21 protein-coding genes are annotated in these 22,314 nt (G+C 70.9%); 14 read left to right on the top strand and 7 right to left on the bottom strand.

Annotated features, from left to right (window positions below; genetic code table 11):
- The first annotated feature begins 33 nt into the window (after positions 1-33).
- The 5 genes from ACO2Q3_RS23980 (at position 34) to ACO2Q3_RS23960 (ending at position 5,669) form a co-directional block, all read left to right on the top strand.
- On the top strand, positions 34-963 hold the full coding sequence (locus ACO2Q3_RS23980; protein ID WP_423311304.1) for a LysR substrate-binding domain-containing protein: 930 nt from the start codon (positions 34-36) through the stop codon (positions 961-963).
- 209 nt (positions 964-1,172) lie between these two features.
- Entirely contained in the window at positions 1,173-2,165 is a 993-nt protein-coding gene (locus tag ACO2Q3_RS23975) for an MBL fold metallo-hydrolase (protein ID WP_423311302.1), read from the top strand.
- A 79-nt stretch (positions 2,166-2,244) separates the two neighbouring features.
- On the top strand, positions 2,245-2,574 hold the full coding sequence (locus ACO2Q3_RS23970; protein ID WP_423311300.1) for an STAS domain-containing protein: 330 nt from the start codon (positions 2,245-2,247) through the stop codon (positions 2,572-2,574).
- Between the two features lie 11 nt (positions 2,575-2,585).
- Positions 2,586-3,548, top strand: coding sequence for an MBL fold metallo-hydrolase (locus ACO2Q3_RS23965; protein WP_423311298.1), 963 nt, complete (start codon positions 2,586-2,588; stop codon positions 3,546-3,548).
- Between the two features lie 12 nt (positions 3,549-3,560).
- On the top strand, positions 3,561-5,669 hold the full coding sequence (locus ACO2Q3_RS23960) for a CHASE2 domain-containing protein (protein WP_423311296.1): 2,109 nt from the start codon (positions 3,561-3,563) through the stop codon (positions 5,667-5,669).
- A gap of 31 nt (positions 5,670-5,700) precedes the next feature.
- Here ACO2Q3_RS23960 and ACO2Q3_RS23955 read toward each other — a convergent pair whose 3' ends face one another.
- Both ACO2Q3_RS23955 and ACO2Q3_RS23950 read right to left on the bottom strand, forming a co-directional pair.
- On the bottom strand, positions 5,701-6,255 hold the full coding sequence (locus ACO2Q3_RS23955; protein WP_423311294.1) for an OmpA family protein: 555 nt from the start codon (positions 6,253-6,255) through the stop codon (positions 5,701-5,703).
- Positions 6,256-6,284: 29 nt separating this feature from the next.
- Positions 6,285-6,698, bottom strand: coding sequence for a FecR family protein (locus ACO2Q3_RS23950; RefSeq protein WP_423311292.1), 414 nt, complete (start codon positions 6,696-6,698; stop codon positions 6,285-6,287).
- Between ACO2Q3_RS23950 and ACO2Q3_RS23945 the strand changes: the two genes are divergently transcribed.
- From ACO2Q3_RS23945 to ACO2Q3_RS23935, 3 genes are all read left to right on the top strand, one after another.
- Positions 6,688-7,179 (top strand): ATP-binding protein, encoded by a 492-nt coding sequence (locus ACO2Q3_RS23945; protein ID WP_423311290.1) that lies wholly within the window; start codon positions 6,688-6,690, stop codon positions 7,177-7,179. The two genes, ACO2Q3_RS23950 and ACO2Q3_RS23945, sit on opposite strands and share 11 nt — an antisense overlap.
- A gap of 238 nt (positions 7,180-7,417) precedes the next feature.
- Entirely contained in the window at positions 7,418-8,071 is a 654-nt protein-coding gene (locus ACO2Q3_RS23940) for a TetR/AcrR family transcriptional regulator (RefSeq protein ID WP_423311288.1), read from the top strand.
- Positions 8,072-8,088: 17 nt separating this feature from the next.
- Positions 8,089-8,862, top strand: a complete 774-nt coding sequence (locus ACO2Q3_RS23935) for a Coq4 family protein (protein ID WP_423311286.1) — start codon at positions 8,089-8,091, stop codon at positions 8,860-8,862.
- Between the two features lie 261 nt (positions 8,863-9,123).
- Here ACO2Q3_RS23935 and ACO2Q3_RS23930 read toward each other — a convergent pair whose 3' ends face one another.
- Positions 9,124-9,999: a trypsin-like serine peptidase gene (locus ACO2Q3_RS23930; RefSeq protein WP_423311284.1), complete on the bottom strand. Its 876-nt coding sequence runs from the start codon at positions 9,997-9,999 to the stop codon at positions 9,124-9,126.
- A gap of 235 nt (positions 10,000-10,234) precedes the next feature.
- Between ACO2Q3_RS23930 and ACO2Q3_RS23925 the strand changes: the two genes are divergently transcribed.
- The 5 genes from ACO2Q3_RS23925 to ACO2Q3_RS23905 all read left to right on the top strand — a co-directional run bounded on the left by ACO2Q3_RS23925 (position 10,235) and on the right by ACO2Q3_RS23905 (position 17,128).
- Positions 10,235-11,452: an acyl-CoA dehydrogenase family protein gene (locus tag ACO2Q3_RS23925; RefSeq protein ID WP_423311282.1), complete on the top strand. Its 1,218-nt coding sequence runs from the start codon at positions 10,235-10,237 to the stop codon at positions 11,450-11,452.
- Positions 11,453-11,939: 487 nt separating this feature from the next.
- Positions 11,940-13,175 (top strand): serine hydrolase domain-containing protein, encoded by a 1,236-nt coding sequence (locus tag ACO2Q3_RS23920; protein WP_423311280.1) that lies wholly within the window; start codon positions 11,940-11,942, stop codon positions 13,173-13,175.
- Between the two features lie 12 nt (positions 13,176-13,187).
- Positions 13,188-13,949 (top strand): SDR family NAD(P)-dependent oxidoreductase, encoded by a 762-nt coding sequence (locus tag ACO2Q3_RS23915; RefSeq protein ID WP_423311278.1) that lies wholly within the window; start codon positions 13,188-13,190, stop codon positions 13,947-13,949.
- 384 nt (positions 13,950-14,333) lie between these two features.
- Positions 14,334-15,893 (top strand): ATP-binding protein, encoded by a 1,560-nt coding sequence (locus ACO2Q3_RS23910; protein ID WP_423311276.1) that lies wholly within the window; start codon positions 14,334-14,336, stop codon positions 15,891-15,893.
- A gap of 209 nt (positions 15,894-16,102) precedes the next feature.
- Positions 16,103-17,128, top strand: a complete 1,026-nt coding sequence (locus ACO2Q3_RS23905) for an IS30 family transposase (RefSeq protein WP_423311274.1) — start codon at positions 16,103-16,105, stop codon at positions 17,126-17,128.
- 58 nt (positions 17,129-17,186) lie between these two features.
- Here ACO2Q3_RS23905 and ACO2Q3_RS23900 read toward each other — a convergent pair whose 3' ends face one another.
- The 3 genes from ACO2Q3_RS23900 to ybaK form a co-directional block, all read right to left on the bottom strand.
- Positions 17,187-19,616: a penicillin acylase family protein gene (locus ACO2Q3_RS23900; RefSeq protein WP_423311272.1), complete on the bottom strand. Its 2,430-nt coding sequence runs from the start codon at positions 19,614-19,616 to the stop codon at positions 17,187-17,189.
- A 64-nt stretch (positions 19,617-19,680) separates the two neighbouring features.
- Positions 19,681-20,241, bottom strand: a complete 561-nt coding sequence (locus ACO2Q3_RS23895; RefSeq protein ID WP_423311270.1) for a hypothetical protein — start codon at positions 20,239-20,241, stop codon at positions 19,681-19,683.
- A gap of 75 nt (positions 20,242-20,316) precedes the next feature.
- A complete protein-coding gene (gene ybaK / locus ACO2Q3_RS23890; protein ID WP_423311268.1) occupies positions 20,317-20,790 on the bottom strand; it encodes a Cys-tRNA(Pro) deacylase in 474 nt (157 codons plus the stop codon).
- A 119-nt stretch (positions 20,791-20,909) separates the two neighbouring features.
- Between ybaK and ACO2Q3_RS23885 the strand changes: the two genes are divergently transcribed.
- On the top strand, positions 20,910-21,245 hold the full coding sequence (locus tag ACO2Q3_RS23885; RefSeq protein ID WP_423311266.1) for a hypothetical protein: 336 nt from the start codon (positions 20,910-20,912) through the stop codon (positions 21,243-21,245).
- A gap of 9 nt (positions 21,246-21,254) precedes the next feature.
- Here ACO2Q3_RS23885 and ACO2Q3_RS23880 read toward each other — a convergent pair whose 3' ends face one another.
- On the bottom strand, positions 21,255-22,232 hold the full coding sequence (locus ACO2Q3_RS23880; protein WP_423311264.1) for a helix-turn-helix transcriptional regulator: 978 nt from the start codon (positions 22,230-22,232) through the stop codon (positions 21,255-21,257).
- Positions 22,233-22,314 lie beyond the last annotated feature (82 nt).

Here is a 22,314-nt window from a genome sequence, read left to right as displayed (position 1 = left end):
GAGCTTCGCGCCCCCACCGATACCTTGACCGCCATGAAACTCACCCACCTGCGCGATGTCGCCGCGGTAGCCGAGCGGGGCAGTCTGCGGGCGGCGGCCCGTTACCTGGGAGTGACCCAGCCGGCGATCACCCGCTCGATCCGCGAGATCGAGCGCGAGCTGGGCGTGGCCCTGTTCGAGCGGCGGCCCAAGGGGGTGGTGCTGACGCCGATGGGCGAGCTGTTCCTGCGCCGCGCTGTCTCCGTGATGGGCGAGGTGCGCCGCGCCCGCGAGGAGATCGATCAGGCGCGCGGCCTTTCCACCGGTCAGGTCGCTGTCGCCCTCTCCAGCGCCGCCCAGATCGCCCTCTTGCCGCACGTGCTGCCGGGCTTCCGCAAGCGCTATCCGGAGGTGGTGCTGTCGATCCGCGCCGGACTATTTCCCGCCACGGAGACGCCGCTCAAGGACGGCGAGCTGGACTTCTACGTTGGGCCACTGCCAGAGACGGCGACGGCCAAGGACTTCATCGTCGAGACCCTGTTCGAGAACACCCGGGTGATCATGGGCCGTCACGGCCATCCCCTGGCCGGGGCGACATCCCTGGCCGAGCTGACCGGCGCGCGATGGATTTCCACCGCCGTCACGGTCGACAGCCGCGCCGAGTTCGGCCCCTTGTTCGAGCGCTACGGCCTGCCCGAGCCGGTGGTCGAGATGCACGTCGAATCCGGCATCGCCCCGACCCTGGCGGCCGCCAGCACCGACCTGCTGATCATGGTCCCCGAACAGTGGCTGGGCTTTGCCTACGCCCCCCAGATGCTGATCCCCTTCCAGATCCGCGAACCCCTGCCCGCCGCGGCGATCTGCATGGTGACCCGGGCAAGGTTGCCATTGACCCCGGCGGCTGAACATCTGGGCGACCTCTTTCGGCGGGCGGCGATGCACTACGTGCGGGCGCGGGAGCAGCGGCAGCATTCCGCTCCCTGAAGGGAGGCGAGGGAGAGCCGCGGCGCGTGAGGAACAGCAATTCCTCATCCTCCAGGGAGAGGAGCGCCGGCGTGGCTCAAGAAGCAAGGCGCGTGGGAAGGTGAGGGGCCGTGCTGCCCTATGCCAATGCGTTATCACCCCTGCGCAACCGCCATCCCCCGCCGCATCGCCGCGCCCCCTAGTCTGCCGTACGACCTGGGAGGAAACCGATGCCCCGCACCTGCCGACTGGCGCTTGTCGCGCTGACCCTTGCGCTGGCCTCCTGCGGCAGGCCGCATGGCCCTGAGGTCGCAACCTCCAACGCCGCCGTCGGCCAGGCCGGCGCGTCCCAGGCGACGACCTGGATCGAGCTGGGCACGCAGAGCGGGCCGATCCCGTCGGGCGTGCGCTCGGAGCCGGCGCACCTGTTGCTCAGCGACGGGCAGGCGATCCTGATCGATTGCGGCGATGGAACCTCCGAGCAGCTGGCCAAGGCGCATGTGAAGCTGGACGACGTGCACACCATCTTGATTAGCCACCTGCACTTCGACCACACCGGAGGCCTCTTCGCATTCCTCGGCATGCGCTATCAGGGCGGCGGCAATTTCGCTGGACCGGTGACGATCTATGGGCCGCCCGGCACGAGGCAGATGGTCGATACCCTGCGCCAGGCCATGCTGCCGGCCGCCGCCCTGGCGCCGCAACCACCGCCAGCCTACCAGGTGATCGAGGTGAATGACGGTTCCCGGATCGCGCTGGGCAAAGTCACCGTTACGGCCGCCTCGAACAGCCACTATGCCCTCTGGCAGGACAAAGGCGCCAAGCCCGTCTCTCTGGCCTATCGCTTCGACACGCCCGGCCGCGCGATCGTCTATACCGGTGACACCGGCCCCAGCGACAAGGTGAAGGCCCTGGCCAAAGGCGCGGATCTGCTGGTCAGCGAGATCATGGACGCCGACACGGCCCTGGCGACCATCAAGCGCGCGCACCCGCAGATCCCGGGCGTCCTGTTCGGCTTCGTGAAGGACCACTTCACCAAGGAGCACCTGCTGGCCGATCAGGTGGGCCAACTCGCGGCCGGGGCCGGGGTGAAGGCCCTGGTCCTGACCCACTTCGGCGGCGCTGTCGCCGGCGATACCGCCCAGATCGCCCGCCTGACCCACACAATCGGTCAGACGTACAAAGGGCCTGTGACCTTCGCCAACGATCTGGACCGGTTCTGAAGAACGCCGATCCCCATTTCGGTTGCGCGGCAAGGCTTGGCGCGGCAGTGTCCGCGCGACGCTAAGTCGGGGAGCGGACATGGACTGGCGGCTGCGCAACGATGGCAAGCGCCTGATCGCCTCGCCGATCGGCCGGGTCGACGAGGACAGCTGGAAGGACTTCGGCGCCCAGCTGTCGGGCGCGGTCGCCGAGGCGATCCGCGCCGGGCTGCCGCTGGCGCTGGACCTGTCGCGGCTGGAGTACATGACCTCCAAGGGCCTGCGGGCGCTGACCGTGGCCAAGAACGAGGCCAAGGGAGCGGTGACCATCCACCTGGCGGCCCCCAACGAGACCATGCGCCGGATCCTGTCGATCAGCCGCTACGACATGCTGTTCCCGGTGGTCGACGACGTCGATCTGGTGCGCTGAGAGGGTCGCCGATGAAGGTTCGATTCTGGGGCACCCGCGGCTCCCTGCCGGTGGCGCAGCGCGCCGACGCCGCCCTGGCCAAGATCGCCCGTGCTCTGGTGGCCGCCGATGGCCGGCGCTTTGCCAGCGAGGCCGCCGCAGCGGCGTTCGCCCGGCGCGAGCTGGACTTCGCCACCTATGGCTCGTTCGGCGGGGCCACCTCGTGCGTGGAGATCGAGGCGTCGGAAGAGGCCTTCGTGGTCTGCGACATGGGTTCGGGGCTGCGCGAGTTCGGCCTGTCCGCCCTGCGCCGCTGCGCCGAGGGCCATCCGCGCGTCTACCACTTCTTCCTGTCCCACATGCATTGGGACCACATCATGGGCTTTCCTTACTTCCGGCCGGCCTTCGAGACCGGGGCGACGATCGTCATCCACGCCGGCCATGCGGACGCCGAGGCGGCGCTGCGCCGCCAGCAGGAGGAGATCTCGTTCCCGGTGTCGTTCGACGAGCTGAAGGCCCGTATCCAGTTCGTCGTGCACCGCCCGGAGGAGGCGTTCGAGGCGGCCGGGCTGGAGGTGAGCCTCGTGCCGCAGAGCCATGCTCACGGCTCGTTCGGCTGGCGTTTCGACCGGCCCGGCAAGGCGGTGGTCTATTCCACCGACGCCGAGCATGCGCCCGAGCGGATGGATGACGAGGTCGATTTCCAGGACTTCTTCGCCGGCGCCGACCTGGTGATCAAGGACACGATGTACTCGCTGGGCGACACCGCCAGCCTGAAGCTGGACCTGGGGCATTCCTCGAACCTGGTGGGGGTCGACCTGTGCCACGCGGCCGGCGTCAAGCGGCTGGCCCTGTTCCACCACGAGCCGGCCTATTCCGACGACGACATCCAGCGGATGTACGACGACACCCGGCGCTACGAGGAATCCGTGCGCGGAGAGCGTCCGCCGCTGGAGGTGGTCTGCGCCTATGACGGGCTCGAGATTGAGATCTGAGGCGGTGCGGCGGTGAGCGGCCGCGCCGGCCTGGGGCCGCTGGCGGAGCTGGAGCCGCCCGCCCGCCGGCGGGTGCGACTGGCCGGCCTCGCGGCGGCCTTGCTGGCCGTCGCCGTCGTGCTCGCCCTCGGCGCCCGCCTCAGCCGGCCGCTGTACGATCTCTGGCAGAACCTATCTCCCGCCCCGGCCGCGACCGGCAAGGTGGTGGTGGTGGCGATCGACGCGGAGTCCCTGCGCGCGATCGGCGGCTGGCCGTGGAGCCGGTTCTACCTGGCGCGGCTGACCGAGGAGATCTCGCGCCGCGACGCCAGCGCCGTCGGCCTGGATCTGCTGCTGCCCGAGCCGGACCGCCTGGACCCGCCGCGGTTCGCCGATCTCTATCCGGAGCTGTCTCCGGCCTCTGCCGGCGAGGTGCGAAAGCTGCCGTCGATGGACGCGGTGTTCGCCCGCGTGATCGGCAGGAGCCCGGTGGTGCTGGCCCGGGCGGGGGCGGACGCGCGCTCGTTCGACGCCCTCGATCGGCCGCCGACGCCCCTGCCGCCGGAGGCGCAGTTCAGCGGCCCGCTGCCGGCCGGCGTCGCGGCCTATCCGCAGGCGGTCGGCGCCCTGCCGATCCTCGATGGCGCGGCGCTCGGTCATGGCCTGGTCAACGGCGCGCCGGACGATGACGGCGTGGTCCGCCGCGTGCCGCTGGTGGCCCGGGCCGCCGGGGTCCCGACCCCGGGCTTCGCCCTGGAGCTGGCGCGGGTGGCGCAGGATGTCGACAAGGTCGGGCTGGAGACCGCCGGCGGCCGGCTGACGGCGGTGCGGCTGGGCGGACGCCGCATCCCCGCCGCGGCCGACGGGCGCCTGGCGCTGCGCTTCGGCGACTGGCGCGCGATCCCCACCGTCCCGGCGGCGGACCTGCTGCGCCGGGGCCTGCCCGACGATCTCTTCAAGGGCCGGATCGTGCTGGTCGGGCTGACCAGCGCCGGGGGTTCCGACGTCGTCCACCTGCCGCGCGGCGGCGAGACCTATGGCGTCTTCGTCCAGGCGCAGGCGGTGGACGCCATCCTGCGTGGGGACGGGCTCAGCCGGCCACGCTGGGCCCCCTGGGGCGAGTGGACCCTCGGCGTCCTGCTGACCCTGGGCGCGGGGCTGGCGGTCGCGCGCCTGTCGCCGGTGGCGGTGGGCGCGGCCGCGGCCGGCGGGACCGCCGCAGTCCTTGCGGCCAGCTGGGCCGGCTTCCAGGCCGGGCTGCTGCTGGACCCCTTTCCGGTGCTGCTGCCCGCCGCGACGACCGCCGCCGCCACCGTGGCGGCCCTGTTCGTCGAGGGCCGCGCCCTGCAGGCCCGCCTGCGCGCCGCCCTGGAGGACCAGCGGCTGCAGGCGGCGCGCACCGAGGGGGAACTCGCCGCCGCCGCCGAAATCCAGGCCGGCATGCTGGTTCCCCGCGCCGATCTGGCGGCGCTGTCGCCCGCCGTCGACCTCGACGCCGTGCTGCAGCCGGCCCGCAGCGTCGGCGGCGACCTCTACGACGCCTTCCTGCTGCCGGACGGACGGCTGTGCTTCATGGTCGGCGACGTCACCGGCAAGGGGCTGCCGGCGGCCCTGTTCATGGCCCTGGCCAAGTCCCTGGCGCGCAGCCTGATCAGCCGGGCGGACGGCGACCTGGCGGCGGCGGTCGGCCGGATCGACGCCGAGCTGTCGCTCGACAACCGCGAGGCCATGGGCCTGACCCTGCTGGTGGGGGTGCTGGACGCCGGACGGGGCCGCCTCGACCTCTGCTGCGCCGGTCACGAGAACCCCCTGGTGGTCGCGGCTGACGGCGAGGTTCGCGAGACGCCGCTGCGCGGCGGCCCGCCGCTGTGCGTCGTCCCCGACTTCCCCTATGCGGTCGAGACCCTGGCGCTCGGGCCCGGCGAGACGCTGGTGCTGTTCACCGACGGCGTGACGGAGGCGCAGGATCCGGAGGGAACGCTCTGGCCTCGCGAGGCGCTGGCTGCGGCGGCGCGGGCAGCCGCCGGGGCGGCGAGCGCGGCGGCGATGGTGGACGCCCTCGTCGGCGCCGTGCGGACCTTCGAGGCGGGCGGAGAACCCAGCGACGACCTGACGGTGCTGGCGCTGCGCCTGAAGGGGTAGGGGCGGTTCTGCGCTGGAGCCCCCGCCGTCCCTATCGCACCACCACCTCGACCCGGCGATTGGCCGGCTCGTTGACGCCCGGGCCCGTCGGCACCTTCAGGTCGCGCTGACCGCGGCCGGTGACCTTGGCGTTGGCCACAGGCAGGCCATCGGCGGCCAGGGCCGAGCGCACCTCGATGGCGCGGTCCAGCGACAGCTTGTCATTGCTGGCCGGATCGCCGGTCGTGTCCGTATAGCCGGTGATCTGCACGTCGGAGGTGGCCGACACCGCGTGGCGCAGGGCGTCCAGGGTGGGGACCGAGTCCGGCGACAGGGTCGTCGTGCCCTCGACGAAATACAGCACGAACACCTGCGGCGGCGGCGGCATGGCCGACAGCAGAGCGCCGTAGTCGCCGGTCAAGGGGCGAGGCTTCACGGTCCTGGTGTCCAGGGCGGCCTGGGTGTCGGCCGTGGTCAGCTGGCCCCGTTCGGCGCCGGTGGTCGGGTCGAGAACCGCCACCGCGCCAGCCGCGGCGCCGCTTTCGCCGCTCAGCAGGCCCACCTTGCCGGCGCTGGCGCAGCCGGCCAGCAAGACGGCCAGCGCCACGGGCGCCCAAGCTCCGTGGGCGCGCGGTCTCACCGTCCGACCTCGACCACGAACCGGGTGCCGCGGGCGGCGAGCACCGCGGTGGGGGTGCGCACGCGCATGCCGTCCTTGTTTTCGTGCGCGATCTGGCCGGAGACCACGGCCAGGGTCCCACGATCGAGTGTGGTCAGGGCGTGGCCGGCGTGGGTGGTGTCGTCGAACTGGAATTCGCTGAGCGCCAGGGTGGTGTTCGGACCGACGGCAAAGCGGCTGTTATCGACGAAGGTGACGCCGATGCGCCCGGAGGGTCCGGTCTTCAGCACGTCGCTGACCTGCAGCAGCTGGCCGGCGACCGCAGGCGCGGCGCTCTTGCCGCGCACCACCTGGGCGGCGCCTGTCACCGACTTTATGCGGCCGATCTCGCCGGCGACGGCGCTGGCGGCCGTCGACAGGGTGGCCGCCATCAGCAATCCTGCCCACACACGTCCGCGCATCCCAGCCTCCTCGCGACAGGGGTCGACCATAGCCCAGTTTGACGACCGATCGGAAGCCGAGGCTGTCGCGAGGCTGCCATCGGACGCGCGGGCGGTCTCCCGCGCCCTGCGGCTTGCCCGCGGCTTCGCCGCCAGCGCGGGCCTGGAGCCGGCGGCGACCGGCCGGCTGGCGGTGGTGGTCGAGGAGTGGGTGGCCAACATCGTCGAGCACGGTGGAGCCCAGGACGGAGCCCGCATCTTCCTGCGCCTGCGCCTGGTGGCCGGCGTGGTGCAGCTGTCGGTGAGCGACGCGGGCCAGCCGTTCGATCCGCGCGCGGCGGTGTTCGACGGCCCGAACGCGGAACGGGGAGGCGGGGCGGGCCTGGCGCTGATCGCGGGCCTCTGCCGCATCGCCGGCTACGCCCGCCGGGCGGGCCGCAATCGCCTGGTGTTCGAGGTTCCGCTGAGCTGATCCTTGTGGCCCTCTCGCCCTCCCCCTCGTGGGGAGGGACAGATCGCGAAGCGATCAGGGTGGGGAAGTGAGACACTTCCGCTGAGACGGGTGATTATCATTGTTTCGGCAGGCATTCCCCACCCTGGCGGCTTCGCCGCCTTTCCCTCCCCATGAAGGGGAGGGTGGAGGGGGTGTGGCTTGACTCCAGCGTCGATGTTTTATAATGACTGACTAGTCAGTTTTAACGACGGGCCCGATGCCGAAGATTTCCGAAGCCCAGCGCGAGACCCGCCGCCAGCAGATCCTGGACGCGGCGCTGCGCTGTTTTTCGCGGGACGGCTTCCACAACACCACCACCGCCGACATCGTGCGCGAGTCCGGAGTGAGCCAGGGCACGCTGTACCTGTACTTCGCCACCAAGGACGACATCATCCTGGCGCTGGCCGACGACCGCCACCAGAGCGAGGCCTTCCTCGACGCCCTGGCGATGGCCGAGCAGGACCCGGTGCAGGGTCTGCTGACCCTGGTCGACCTGCACGGGCGTGGCCTGGGCGATCCGCGCCGCATCGACGGGCGCCGCGTGGGGGTGCAGGGCTGGTCCGAGGCGATGCGCAGCCCGGCGATCCACGACAGCGTGGTCGGCGGCCTCAAGCGCGTGCGGCTCGGCATCGAGCGGCTGGTCGCCCGCGGCCAGGCCACCGGCCAGATCCGCCCCGAGGTTCAGCCCGAGGCGGTGGCGCGCATGCTGATCGCCGTGTTTCAGGGCTTCGTGCTGCAGGTGGCGTGGGGCGAGACCCTGGATCTGCCGGCCTGCGGGCGCACCATCCGCGACATGATCGGCGCCCTGCTGACCCCAAAGGGCCGCGAGACCTACGCGGCCGAATTCCCCGATCCCTCTCCCCAAGCCTGACCGACCGAGCCCTCACCATGTCCCTGACCGACGCCCTGATCGCCCCGCCCGCCGCCAACCCGGCCGCCACGCGCCCGCTGCCGCGCCCCCGCCGTCAGTGGCTGACGGCGTTCAAGGCGCTGCGCCGGCTGTTGAACGACAAGGAGGACACCGGCCAGGTGTTCGAGATCATGGGGGCGCTGAACGGCGATTCCACCATGAAGGGCTATGAGCGGCTGATCTCCACGCCGCAGGGCGGCCGTCTGGCCTACGAGCGCGTCGAGCTGGCGCCGCGGCTGATGGACGACGCCTGGCTGGACAGCTTCGCCCCTGGCACGGTCGGCGCCGCCTACCGCGACTTCATCCGCTCCGAGAACCTGTCCGCCGAGGGGCTGGCCGAGATCAGCCGCCAGCGCCACGGCCAGGTCGAGGTCCGCCATCCCTACGCCTGGTTCGGCCGCCGCACGCGCGACATCCACGACCTGTGGCACATCCTCTCGGGCTACCATCGCGACGGCCTGGGCGAAGCCTGCCTGGTGGCTTTCTCCTACGCCCAGACCGGCAGCCTCGGCTGGGCGTTCATCGCCGCCGGCGCGGCCCTGCGCTCGCGCAAGGGGCCGAAGCAGCCCTACCGCCAGGCGATCTGGCAGGGCTACCAGCGCGGCAAGGCCGCCGGCTGGCTGCTGGGGGAAGACTACGAGCGACTGATGAGCGAACCGCTGGACGAGGCCCGCCGGCGGCTGAACATCACGCCGGCGACGATCTACGACTCCATCCCGGCGGCGCTGCGCGACGGGGCGGTCCCGGCGTAGGCCCTTTTTGGAACCACGAACCACACGAACCACACGAACGGGTTGCCCTCCAAATTCCGCTCATCCCGACGAAGGTCGGGACCCAGGCATGACTCGCCTCCGGCAGGAAATTCGGCGCTCAGGCTGGGCGAAACCCAGTGATTTCAGACTTTTGCCTGGGTCCCGGCCTTCGCCGGGATGAGCGGTGAGGGTGGGGTTGGCTGAACCCGTTCGTCTTGTTCGTGTGGTTCGTGGTAAAAAAGTCCGCGGTCGCGCCGACCCTTAAGTCGCGCGGGCGCTGCCGTTGGCCTTGCGGTCCGCCTCGATCGCGGCCATCACGCGCGGCGTGCCCACCACCGCCTGGATGTCGACCACCAGGTTGGCCAGTTCCGGGGCATAGCGCCGCTGGATGTCGGGCCGGTCCACTTCGGCGCCTTCCATCAGGCCGACGACCTTGGGCGCGCCGTTCTCCATCACGAACACCGGCGAGCCGGACGAGCCCGGCGAGGCGGCGCAATCGCTGGACCACAGCCCGACCTCGGTGGGACGGGCGTTCAGGTGGCAGCCGTCGGCGCGCCACAGGTCGTCCTCGTCCTTGCCTTCCGGGAAGCCCGCCACCGAGACCAGCGCCTGGCCGGTGGCGATGCTGGAGGTGGCGCCCAGGTTCAGCCAGCTCAGCCGGCTTTCGGCGCCCAGGCAGCGGTCCAGCCGCACCACCGCCCAGTCGGCGCTCTCGTGTTCGCCGGCCATGTCGCCCCAGAACACCGGCTGGCCGTGCTGTTCGGTGGTGAAGCCGCGGCCGTTGGCCCCGGCCCCGACCCGGAAGGTCACGCCATAGCGCTTGTGCGCGCTCACCGCGTTGGGCTCGTCGCCGAACACCGCGTGGAAGTTGGTCACCACGTAGCACGGCGAGACCAGGAAGGCGGTCGCCTCCATGCGCTCGTGGATCCAGTGGCCGGTCTCCACCTCGATCGGCACCGCCTCGTCGGTGTCCACCACACCGATGGCGTTGAATGGCTGGTCCAGGCGGGCCTGGACGTGGCGCGGATCGGAGCCATCGGGAGAGAACACGTTCGCCTGCAGGGCCGGCGCGGCGGCGAGGACCTGGGCGGCGGCCAGCACGGCGCCGAAGGCGAGGCGGCGGAAGCGGTGACGCATGGCGGGATGGGACGCCTGAACTGTTTAACGGGGAGTATTCGAGGTCTCTCATGCGTCGCGGCCGGCCGTCCCTGCGACGCGGCGCCCTGCGGCGGAACGGCGCGGCCGCCCTAGCGAACGCAATCGCCCGGTGACCCTGGGGCAGCGCTTGGCGTCCCATGCGTCAAGTGGCTAAGGGAGTCGCCTTGGATTTCCGCCGTCAGGCGCTTACGAATTTGCATCGGGAGGATTGGACATGGCGGACGACGCTGGCGAGATCGATCTGGAGGCCTTCCGCGTTGAGGCGCGCGAGTGGATCGAGGCGAACTTCCCGCCCGGCCTGCGCGGCAAGAGCATGGCCAACGAGTTGCAGGACGGTGAAGCGCCCAGCGACGACCTGAAGCTCTGGCGCCAGCGCATCGGCGACAAGGGCTGGGCGACGCCGATGTGGCCGAAGAAGTACGGCGGCGGCGGCCTGTCGGTGAAGGCCTCGCGCGTGCTGGCTCAGGAGATGGCCAAGGCCGGCGCGTTCAACCCGCTGATGTTCGGCATGGGCATCACCATGATCGGCCCGACGCTGCTGGACTACGGCACCGAGGCGCAGCTGGCGCAGCATCTGCCCGGGATCATCAAGGGCACGGTCCGCTGGTGCGTCGGCTATTCCGAGCCGGGCGCGGGCTCGGACCTCGCCTCGCTGCAGATGAAGTGCGAGGACAAGGGCGACCACTGGCTGGTCAACGGCCAGAAGATCTGGACCTCCGGTGCGCAGTATTCCGACTGGTGCGGCGCCCTGGTGCGCACCGACCCCACCGCCAAGAAGCATGACGGGATCAGCTTCCTGCTGATCTCCATGCGCCAGCCGGGCGTCGAGACGCGGCCGATCAAGCTGATCGCCGGGGCCAGCCCGTTCTGCGAGACCTTCTTCACCGACGCCACGGCCACCAAGGACTCGATCCTGGGCGAGCTGAACAAGGGCTGGACGGTGGGCAAGCGCCTGCTGCAGCACGAGCGCGCCAGCCAGACCGGCGCCGCGGGCGGCGGCGGGGGCGGCCGGGCCGAGAAGTTCCAGGACCTGGTCAAGCGCTACGTCGAGACCGACGAGGCGGGCCGCATCGCCGACGGCAACCTGCGCTCGCGCCTGACCCAGCACCTGATGGACGCCCAGGCGCACACCCTGACCCTGGCGCGGGCCCGGGCCGAGAGCCTGAACGACGGCAACCCCACGGCGGCCGCCTCGGTGCTGAAGAACTCGGCCACCCACGTGGCCCAGACCCGGTCCGAACTGACGCTGGAGGCCATGGGCCACCAGGGCCTGGGCTGGGAGGGCGACGCCTTCACGGCCGAGGAACTGGGCACGGTGCGCGGCTGGCTGGGCGGCAAGGCGATGTCCATCTACGGCGGCTCGTTCGAGATCCAGAACAACATCATTTCCAAGCGGATTCTGGGGCTGCCCGAACTGACCGCGTCGACGTGACGTCGCGCGCGAGACAAGGTCTGAGGGAGGGGGAGCTTCGGCTCCCCTTTCTTTTTGAACCACGAACCACACGAACGGGTTCGCGCTCAACGTTCGTTCGCTGAGGCCCCCCTGCCTCGTCACCCCGGACAAGCGCGTTAGCGCGCCGATCCGGGGCCAGCGGTTCCGCTGCTCAGCCCGGGTCCAGCTAGGCGCCGCTGCCCGGGAGTCGCCAACCACCGTCCTCCAAGCGCCCGCACGGCTGGCCCCGGCTCTGCGCTTCGCTACGGCCGGGGTGACGGGGGGAAGGGCCTTTGTCGGAATGAGCGGATCTGGAGGCGAACCCGTTCGTGTGGTTCGTGTGGTTCGTGGTTCCAAGGGCGGCCTCACCGTGTCGCTGACGCTTGCGGCCCATTCACCCCACGGCGCCCTTGCGGCCTGAGCGCCGACCCGCCAAGGTCGCGCGCAAACACAAGCGGCGCGCGAAGACGCCGGGCGGAGGATGACGATGGCGCGGGATCTGGTGGAAGGCACGCTGGCGGACGCCGGCCTCTCGGCCGAGGGCCTGGACGGCGTCGACGCCGGGCTGCAGGGCCTGATCGACAAGGGCGAACTGGCCGGGGCGGTGACTCTGGTCGCGCGGCACGGCCGGATCGTGCGGCGCAGCGTGCTGGGCGTCGACGATCGCGACACCGGCCGGCCGCTGAAGACCGACACCCTGTTCCGCATCTTCTCGATGACCAAGCCTGTGACGGCCGTCGCCATGATGGTGCTGCACGACCGGGGCCTCTGGACGCCCGAAGACCCGGTGTCGAAATTCCTGCCGTCCTGGAAGAACATGCGGGTGTTCACCGGGCTGGATGCCAATGGCGAGCCGCAGACGGTCCCCGCCGACCACGACCCCACCGTCGGCGAGCTGCTGACCCACACCGCCGGCATCACCTACGGCTCGACCGACGAGCCGCTGGACCGGCTGTACAAGGCGGTGAACATCTGGAATTCGGCGAACCTCGCCGAGTTCGCCGCCAAGATCGGCGCGCTGCCGCTGGCCTACCAGCCGGGCAGCAAGTGGGTCTACAGCCTGGCCATGGACGTGCAGGGGGCGATCATCGAGGCCCTCACCGGCCAGACCCTGGCCGACTTCATGCACGAGACGATCTTCGCGCCCCTGGGCATGGTCGACACCGGCTTCTACGCCCCGGACGACCAGAAGCACCGGCTGGCGCGGCTCTATCGCTCCTCGACCACCGGGCCGGGACTGAAGTCCCTCGATCGCTCGCCGATGCTGGGCGACCACCTGTCGCCGCCCAAGGTCCCGTCGGGCGGCGGGGGGCTGGTCTCGACGCTCGACGACTACGCCCGCTTCGCCCAGATGATCCTCAACCGCGGCGAGCTCGGCGGCGTGCGCATCGTCTCGCCGGAAGCGATCGCGCTGATGACCACCAACCACCTGTCCGACGCGCTGATCAACGGCGGCTACGGCGTCGGCGCGATGGCGATCCGGCCGGGCTTCGGCTACGGCTTCAACGGGGCGGTGTTCACCGACCCGGTGGCCGCCGGCCTGCCGGTGGGCCGCGGGACCTACGAGTGGGACGGGGCGGCCGGCACCTGGTTCTGGGTCGACTTCGAGAACGACCTGATCTTCGTGGGCATGATCCAGCGCTTCGAGATCAGCGGCAAAATGACCAATGCCCAGCAGTTCACCCAGAAGCTGCTGGCCGACGCCATCGTCCCCGGCGCCTGAGGAAAGCACATCATGAAAGTCGACCTATCGGGCCGCACCGCCCTGGTGACCGGCGGCAGCCGCGGCATCGGCAAGGCCATCGCCCTGTCCCTGGCCGAGGCCGGCGCGGACATCGCCGTCAACTACCGCCGCGACGCCGACGCGGCCGCCGAGACCGTCGCCGAGATCCAGGCGCTGGGGCGCAGGGCCAAGGCCTATTCCGCCTCGGTGGAGAACTGGGACGAGGACGAGAAGATGGTCGCCGAGGTGCTGGCCGACTTCGGTTCGATCGGCATCCTGATCAACAACGCCGGCATCGCCAGCCGGGGCCAGTCGGTGGCCGACACCGACCCCGCGGAGATGGAGCGGGTGGTGCGGGTGCACGCCTTCGGCCCGCACTATCTGTGCAAGCTGGTGATCCCGTCCATGCGCCAGCTCGGTCGCGGCGACATCATCATGATCTCGTCCGTCGCCACCCTGGGCATGGCCGGCCGGGGCGGGCCCTACAACATGGGCAAGGCGGCCATGGAGGCGCTGGCCCTGACCCTGGCCAAGGAAGAGCGGGCGCACGGCATCCGCACCAACATCGTCGCTCCCAGCCTGACCGTCACCGAGATGGGCATCCGCCTGAGCAAGGCCACCAGCGGCGTGCAGGACATCCACGAACTCGACGCCCGCTCGCCGTTCGGCAGGGTCTCGACCCCGGAGGACGTGGCCGCGGCGGTGACCTGGCTGGTGTCCTCGGCCAACCCCTATGCGAACGGCCAGAAGATCAACATCAACGGTGGCGGGTGAGGGGCGGTAAGCTGCCGCCAGCACAGAGGAAATCACCTCTCCCTTAGGGAGAGGAAGGGGCCCGCGTCGCTCGCGATAGCGAGGGGCGTGGGAAGGTGAGGGGTTTCGCCCTTGCCGGTTCCCTGTCCCTGAAGTGCGCCGTTCCCGGTGGCCGACCTCGCAACCCCTCACCTTCCCAATCGCTGATCGCGATTGGGCCCCTCCCTCTCCCTATGGGAGAGGTGATTAGGGGCGCTCGCTCAATAGCTTAGCCGGCAAATCCCGATCGTGCTCGCCTGTCCAGATCGTCCGGGTGCGGATTAAAACAGAAATAAAAACAACAAGTTATAGTATTCTTAGGTGTCGGCGACCTATTGATCCGCCCCGGCGGAGTTGGAGTTGCCGATGAAGTGTCTGTTCGACCTGGCGGACCCTTTGCAGCCTGTCGGGCCCGGCGTCACGGGGGCCGAGGCCTATGATCGCTTCCAGAGCGATCCGGACCTGCTGGTGGTCCCGGTGGTCAACGACTTCGGCGTCCCGGTGGGCCTGCTGGAACGCAACGCCTTCGCCCTGAAGATGGCCGGCCAGTACGGCCGCGCGGTGTTCGGCGGCCGGCCGGTCAGCATGATCATGGACGACGCGCCGGTGATCGTGGACGGCTCGCTGCCGATCGACGACTTCATGCGCGAGCGGCTGATGGACCGGCCGCGCGACCTGCTGGGCGGCTTCGTGGTCACCCGCCAGGGGCGCTACGCCGGGGTCGGCAGCGCCCTGTCGCTGCTGCAGGCGCAGAGCGCGCGCATCCAGAGCCATGCCGCAGAGGCCCAGGCCGCGCTGCGCGCCAAGTCCGAGTTCCTGGCGGTGATGAGCCACGAGATCCGCACCCCGCTCAATGGCGTGCTGGCGGTGGCGGAGGTGATCCAGCGGCGGCTGCGCCAGGAGGACCTGCGCCCCTTCGTCGGCGCCATCCTCGGCTCGGGCCAGACCCTGCTGCGGCTGCTGAGCGACGCCCTGGACCTGTCGCGCGCCGAGGCCGGGCGCCTGGTGCTGCAGGCCGAGCCGTTTCAGATCGCCGCGGTGGTGGACGACCTGGAGACCCTCTGGCGGCCGCGCGCCAACGAAGTCGGCGTGACCTTCTCCACCCTGTTCCACGGCGAGGACGACCTCTGGGTGCTCGGCGACGCCGTGCGGCTGAAGCAGGTGCTCAACAACCTGGTGGGCAACGCCTTGAAGTTCACCAAGGCCGGCCGCGTGGACGTGTCCCTCTCGGCCGACGGCGTGGGCGAGGTGGTCATCCTGAAGGGTGAGGTGCGCGACACCGGTCCGGGCGTCGACCCGGCGCAGATCGACCGCCTGTTCACCCCGTTCGGCCAGACCGAAGCCGGCCGGCGGGCCGGCGGCGCCGGCCTGGGCCTGTCGATCTGCCGCCAGCTGGTCGAGAAGATGGGCGGACAGATCGGCGTTGAGAGCCGCCTCGGCGAAGGCTCGACCTTCCGCTTCGAGATCATCCTGGAGACCGCGGCCGATCCGGCCGCCGACCGTCCCGCCGCCCTGGAGGCCGCCGCGCCCGCGCTCGACTCGCCGCACGTGCTGGTGGTCGACGACAACGCCACCAACCGGCTGGTGGCCGAGACCCTGCTGGAGATGATGGGCTGCAGCTTCGCCAGCGTCGAGGACGGCGCCCAGGCCGTCGATCGCGTGCGCGGCGAACGCTTCGACCTGGTGCTGATGGACGTGAAGATGCCGGTGATGGACGGCCTGGAGGCCACCCGGCGGATCCGCGCCATGCCGTCCCCGGCCGGCGCCGTCCCGATCATCGCCCTCACCGCCAACGCCGACCCGCTCGACGCCGAGACCTACCGCCGGGAAGGCATGGACGCCGTGGTGGAGAAGCCGATCCGCGCCGAACTGTTGCTGCAGGCGATGTCCGCTGTGCTGGAGGCGGCGGAGCGGGCGGCGGCGTAGGTCTTTCGACCACGAACCACACGAACCACACGAACGAACACACACACACAACACCGCCTCATCCCGGCGAAGGCCGGGACCCAGGCAAAAGCTTCAGCTCACTGGAGTTGAGTCCGACCTGACCACCCAAGGATCCTGCCGGGGCGAGTCATGCCTGGGTCCCGTGAGTTCTCAAACGAAGTGCAACACTCCCTTGTGGGAGTGTGGGGATGGGACGCAGCTACACACAGCTCGATCTGGAGGAGAGGTGTGCGATTGCCCGCCTTCATGAAGGCGGGCAATCGATCCGGCAAATCGCTGCAGCTCTGGATCGCTCGCCATCGAGCATCAGTCGCGAGCTGAAGCGCAATACGGGGTCTGGGCCGCGGGCTGAGCCCTATAGGCCCAGCTACGCCCAGCAGCAGACCAGGGCCCGGCGCTGGAGCGGCTCACGCCTGGAGCGCAACGACGCCCTGCGCGACCAGGTGCTGGGCCTTCTCACCCAGGGCTGGTCGCCCGAACAGATCGCCGGGCGCCTCAAGCGCGACCAGGGTCACACGGTGATCGGCGTGGAGACCATCTATCGGTTCGTCTACGCCCAGGCGACGCGGACCAATCAGGGCCAGTGGCGCCACTACCTGCCCAGGGCCAAGTACCGCCGCGGCCGCCGGCCCGGCAAAGGCGGCAGTCCCGCCTTGCACATCAAGCACCGCATCAGCCTCGATCAGCGCCCGCCGAGCGCCGCCGATCGCCAGGAGCCCGGCCACTGGGAAGCCGACTTCATGCTCTTCTCCAGATACGGCCAGTGCGTCCTGGCCCTGCACGAGCGCACCTCACGCTTCACCCTGTTCCTGAAGACACCAGACCGGAAGGCCGAGCCCACCGCCAAGCTGCTGCGCCGCCTGCTCAAGCCCCTGCCGCCGGACCTCAGGCGCAGCCTCACCTTCGACAACGGCACAGAGTTCGCCGAGCACTACAGGCTCAACCGAAAGCCCCTCGGCCTGCCTACCTTCTTCTGCGACCCCCACAGCCCTTGGCAGAAGGGCGGCGTGGAAAACGCCATCGGCCGCTTCAGGCGCGTCCTGCCGAGGCGAACCAACCTCGACCACCTCGACCCAAGGCTCATCCTGCAAGCCGCAGCAGCCGCCAACCACATCCCCCGACAGTGCCTGGACTTCCGCACCCCCGCTGAGGTCTTCTCTCAGCAGGTGTTGCACTTCGAACGAGAATCCACCTCCCGGCCTTCGCCGGGATGAATGGATGGGGGGAGAACCCGTTCGTGTGGTTCGTGTGGTTCGTGGTTCAAATGAACCCTCACCCGCCGGGCGTCAGGTCGAACTCGTCCCTGGCGGCGGCGTCGACCGCGGCATCCGAGAAGGCCAGGGGGAAGTAGTCGCCGCCGGCCCAGAGCGGAAACAGGTCGCGGTAGTGCGGATTGAAGGGGTCGCCGGACTGGCCCGGGGTGTTGACCGCCACGCTGGCGTCCCAGTTGCCGACATCCACCACCATCCGGTACGAGGCGCCGGCGACCGCGGCGAAGTCCGAGGGCCGCCAGGTCGCCGCCGCGGGCGTCGAGGCCGAGCCGCGCACCTGCAGCGGCCCGACGCTCATCTGCGCGGCCAGCGACGGGTCGGCCAGGGCGGCGACGGCGGGCCGGAAGGTCGCCTTGTGCAGGGCGCCCCAGCTCCAGCGCGCCGGGTCGGGGCCGAGCAGGCCGCGCGTCTGGCGTACGGCCTCGGCGAGGCTGCTTAACAGTATCCGGTCGCGGGCGGCCTTCGGGTCCGGTCCCAGGCTGCTGTCGGGGGCTTCCAGCAGGGTGATCACCGCATCGAGCGAGCCCGCGCCTACCAGCGCCCGGGCGGCGGGCGGCGTGGCGACCGCCACCGTGGCGGGGCCCAGCACCTTCACCGCCCAGAGCTCGTAGAGCGCGGCCGCGGCGCTGTTCACCGGCTCGGCCCCGTCCCAGCCCTGCAGCAGGGCGAGGCCGGCGGCCGCGTCCGGGTCGCTGGCCGTCAGCGGCTTCAGCAACGCCACCAGGCGGCCGGCTTCGGCGCTGGTCGGATCCATCTGCAGCGCCATGGCGTCGGCGACGCTGACATGGACGTTGGCGGCCAGGACCTGCTTGATGCGATGGATGCGGGTGGGATCGCTCCACTCGAAGCCCACCTTGCGCTCGGCGATCGGATAGCCGTCCGGCAGATTCATCTCGTTGGCGGAAGCGAACCAGCCGCGCGCCGGGTCGTGTTCGCTGGGCAGCTGGCCGGCGTCCAGCGAGCCCTTCCACTCGTAGCGGCCGTCGCCCGGCACCGGCATCAGCCCGTCCCAGTTCGGCCGCACCGGCGCGCGGCCGGCGGCGATCCAGCCGATGTCGCCGGCGGTGGAAGCGAACACCAGGTTCTCGGACGGTGCGCCCCAGCGGGCCATGCTGTGCTGGAAGCCCGCCCAATCCTGGGCGTCCATGTAGTCGATGGAGCCGAAATAGGCCGACGTCCCCGGCTCGCCCCACACCGTGCGCACGGCGAAGGCGTGGTGGCCGGCCGCGTCCAGGCGAACCACCGGACCGTGGCGGGTGAACAGCAGCTCGACCTCGCGCGGCGGACCGTCCTTCACCGGGATGGTCTCATGCGCCACCTGCATGTCCTCCCAGCGCCCGGCGTAGCGGTACTGGCGCGGGTTGGCCGGGTTCAGGTCGTAGACGTAGAGGTCCTCCTGATCGATGGCGAAGATGGTCAGGCCGAAGGCGATGGCCTCGTTGTGGCCCACCGAGACCCCGGGCAGGGCCGGCTCGCCGGCCCCGATCACGTCCAGGCCGGGCGCCTTGAGGTGTACGATGTAGCGTAGCGAGGGGACCCCCAGCGACCGGTGCGGATCGTTGGCCAGCAGCGGCCGGCCCGTCGCCGTGCGGCCCGGACCGATCACCCAGTTGTTGGAGCCCTCGGCGCTCGCCTTGTCCGTCATCGCCGCCAGCGCCGTGTCGGTGGGCGGGTCGGCCGCGGCGGTCTTGCCCAGGGCGGCGAAGCTGACGTCGCGGGTGGCCAGTTCGTAGTCCTTCAGCACGTCGGCGGGGACGACGCAGGGATCTAGGCCGGCGGGGACCTTGGTGGTCCAGGCGGGCTCCAGCTTGCGGCGCAGGCGATCCGCCGCCAGGCCTTGCGGACCGGGGCCCGCGGCGCAGGCCACCCGGGCGCGGGCGACTTCGGAGTCGGCGTTGCGGCTCAGGGCATGGCTGCGGATGCGCACCACGTCCTCGGCCTTCCAGTCGTCCGGCTGGCTGTGGGTCAGGGTGAACTCCACCGGCAACGGCTGCCGCCCGGCGCGGACTTGCGCCACATAGGCGTTGACCCCGGCGACGAAGGCCTCGGCGCGCGACTGCGCCTTGGCCCCGTATGCGGCCCACTCGGCGGCCATGTCGCCGCGGTAGAGGAACAGACGGGCGGCGCGGTCCTGGTCGGCATAGGCGGGGCCGAAGCTGGCCGACAGCAGCCCCAGGCCCCGCTTGCGCCACAGATCGATCTGCCAAAGCCGGTCGCGCGCGGCGTTCCAGCCCTGCAGGAAGAAGGCGTCGTGCTCGCTGGCGGCGCGGATGTGCGGCACGCCCCACTGGTCGACCAGGATGCTGGCCGGCGCCTGCAGGCCGGCGATCCTGTCGGCGTGGCGCCGGACGGCGGAGGAGGTCTCGGCGTGCGCGGCGGTCGCCAGGGTCGCCAGGGCCACGCCCGCCAGAATCGCCCACTTGCCCGCCATCGTCCGTCCCCCGCCTGTTTGCCGCGACGCTAGCGGATGCGGCGGGACGGCGCCATGGCCGGGCCTACCCCTCCGCCGACGCCGCCGCGCCGCCGCGCCGGCGTTCGGCGGCCAGGGTCGCCAGCGGCTTGAAGTGGCCGATCACATGGGTGACGGCGTCGCGCCGCACGGACAGCGTCCAGCGCTCGAACACCAGGTCGTAGGCCTCGGACACCGCGCCGGAATCCAGCGACACCAGCACCAGTTCCCCCGAGCGCAGGGCGAAGCCGACGCCCAGGTCGCCGTTGCGCAGGCGCAGCAGCGTCCCGCTGCGGAACGGCCGGCGCACCGGCGCCAGCAGCAGCGGGCCGGGCGCGGCGAGACCAGGGGTGAAGACGATCTCGTCCTCCACCGTGCAATAGGGCGCCGGGATCCGCGACAGGGCGATGGCGGCGAAGTCCACCTGCTCCACCCGCGCCGTGGAGAAGGTCAGCGCGATGGGGTCGTCGCCCTCCACGGCTTCGGTGACGAAGCACAGCACCGGGCGGATGTCCTCGGCGGCCACGAACCAGCGGCCCGCGCGCAGGTCGGCGCGATCGAGGATGCGCGGGAAGCCCTGGAAGGCGATGGAGGCGGATCGGGCCATGGGCGCGCTGATTCCCGTGAACAGCAAAAGGGTACACCCGCTTTGCCGCGAGGAGCCAGAGCGCGGCGCCAGCCGTCAGGCGGAGATCGCGCCCACCTTCGCTTGCAGGAAGGCCCGGGCGTCCTCCGGCGAGAGCGCCAGCAACATGCCGCGCTGGCCGCCGTTGATGTAGACCTCGTCGTACAGCAGGGCGTCCTCCTCGAGCACGGCCGGGGCGCTCTTGCGCTGGCCGAACGGGCTGATGCCGCCGACCTTGAAGCCGGTCAGGCGCTCGGCGTCGGCGGGCTTCATCATCTCGGCGCTCTTGCCGCCCATCAGCGCCGCCAGCGCCTTCATCTGGATCTCGCGGTCGGAGGGCACGATGACGCACACCGGTCGGCCGTCCACCAGGGTCATCAGGGTCTTCAGCACCGCCTCGGGCTCCAGCCCCAGGGCCTGCGCGGCGGCCAGGCCGATGCGCTCGGCATTCGGATCATAGTCGTAGACCAGCGGCCGGAAGGCGACGCCGGCCTTGCCGAGGGCGAGGGTGGCGGGGGTCGAGCGGGACATGGCTGTTAGCAACATTGTCGCACGAGCCGGTCAACGCCTGGATGAAGGGGGCCGACTCAAGCGATTGACTCTGCTGGGGGATGAGTGTTCATCTTTTGTTCTTGAATGAGGGTGGGGCCATGCGCGAGGCGTCCTGGGCGGGAATGGGATTCACGGTGCTGGGGCGGCACGATACCGCCCGCGTGCGCGCGCCCGGCCTGTTCGCCTTCGCCGCCCGCGACGGCGGCCGGCTGACCCTGATCTATGCCGGCGAGGCGCAGGACATCGCGCGCGAGGTCGGACCGCATCACCCGGCCTGGACCCGGGCGCTGGAGCTCGGCTTCAACGAGATTCACGTCTGCCTGGGGGCGGGCGAGCGGATCGACCGTCTGCAGCTGCTGTCGCGGCTGGTGCGCGCCGAGACCCCGGCGCTGAACGGCGAGGGCGAACCCGGGGCGGCCCGCGCCGCCGGCTGATCGCAGCCCTCAGGCCTGGCAGCGGGCCAGGGCCTTCTTCAGTTCCTCGGCCATCACCGCCTTCAGCGAGGGCGGCGAGACGATCTCCACCGCGTCGCCCCAGGTGAACAGGTGCCAGGCCAGTTCCAGCATGCCGCCGGCGCGGAACGACACACGCACCCGGCCGTCATCCAGCTGCACGACGGTCTGGCTGCGGTGGAAGCGCCAGGCCAGGGCGTCCTCGCGCCGGCTGGCGTCGATCACCAGCACCACGTCCTCCAGGGCGCCGTGATAGATGCCGAAACTCTCGTCGGCGAAGTCCTGCAGCGAGAAGTCCTCGGGCGGCGGGGCTGGCCGGTCGAGGGCGGTCACCTCGCGCATGCGGTCGAAGCGCCACGAGCGCGGGCGGCCGTCCGCCTCCGACGCCACCAGATAGTTCGATCGCCCGAACAGGATGCCCAGTGGCGTCACCTCGCGCCGTCGGCCGGGTGAGGAGCCGCCGTCGTAGACGAAGCTGAGGGCGTTCATGCCCTTGATCGCCTGGCGGATCACGGCCAGCGCCCCGGCGTCCTCGTAGGGGCGTGGGCCGGCGTGGGCGGCGATGGTCTCGGCCTGCACCAGGGCCTCCAGGTCGGGCGCGACCCGCCGGCGGGCCGAGGCGCGCATGGACGCCAGGATCTTGCGCTCCAGCTCGCGCAGGGCCGCCGCGCGCACCACCGCCCCCTGGCTGGCCAGAGTCTCGGCCGCGCCGCGCAGGGCCGCCAGCTCATCGGCGTCCGGGGCCAGGAACAGGCCGTCGAGGCCGCCGGCGATGCGGAAGCGGCGGGTCGGCGGGTCGTCGATCTCCTCCATCTGCGGGAACAGCTCGCGCGCGGCGTCGCGCATGCGTTCGGCGGTGCGCCGGCCGACGCCCATCCGCTCGGCCATCTCGTCCAGGGTCAGCCCCTCGGCGGAACTGGCGAGCAGGCGGGCGAGGGCCAGCAGGCTGGAGGCCTTCTCGTGGCGCATGTGAACTCCCGAATCGTGACGGCCCAAACATACGACCGTTTCTGACGCATCGGCCAGCCATGGTGTCTTCGTCGACCGGCGG

The sequence above is a fragment of the Caulobacter sp. KR2-114 genome (assembly GCF_049446115.1).
Taxonomy (GTDB): Bacteria; Pseudomonadota; Alphaproteobacteria; order Caulobacterales; family Caulobacteraceae; genus Acaudatibacter.
The sequence above is the reverse complement of the archived record's forward strand: the minus strand, read 5'-3'. Positions and strand labels throughout refer to the sequence as shown.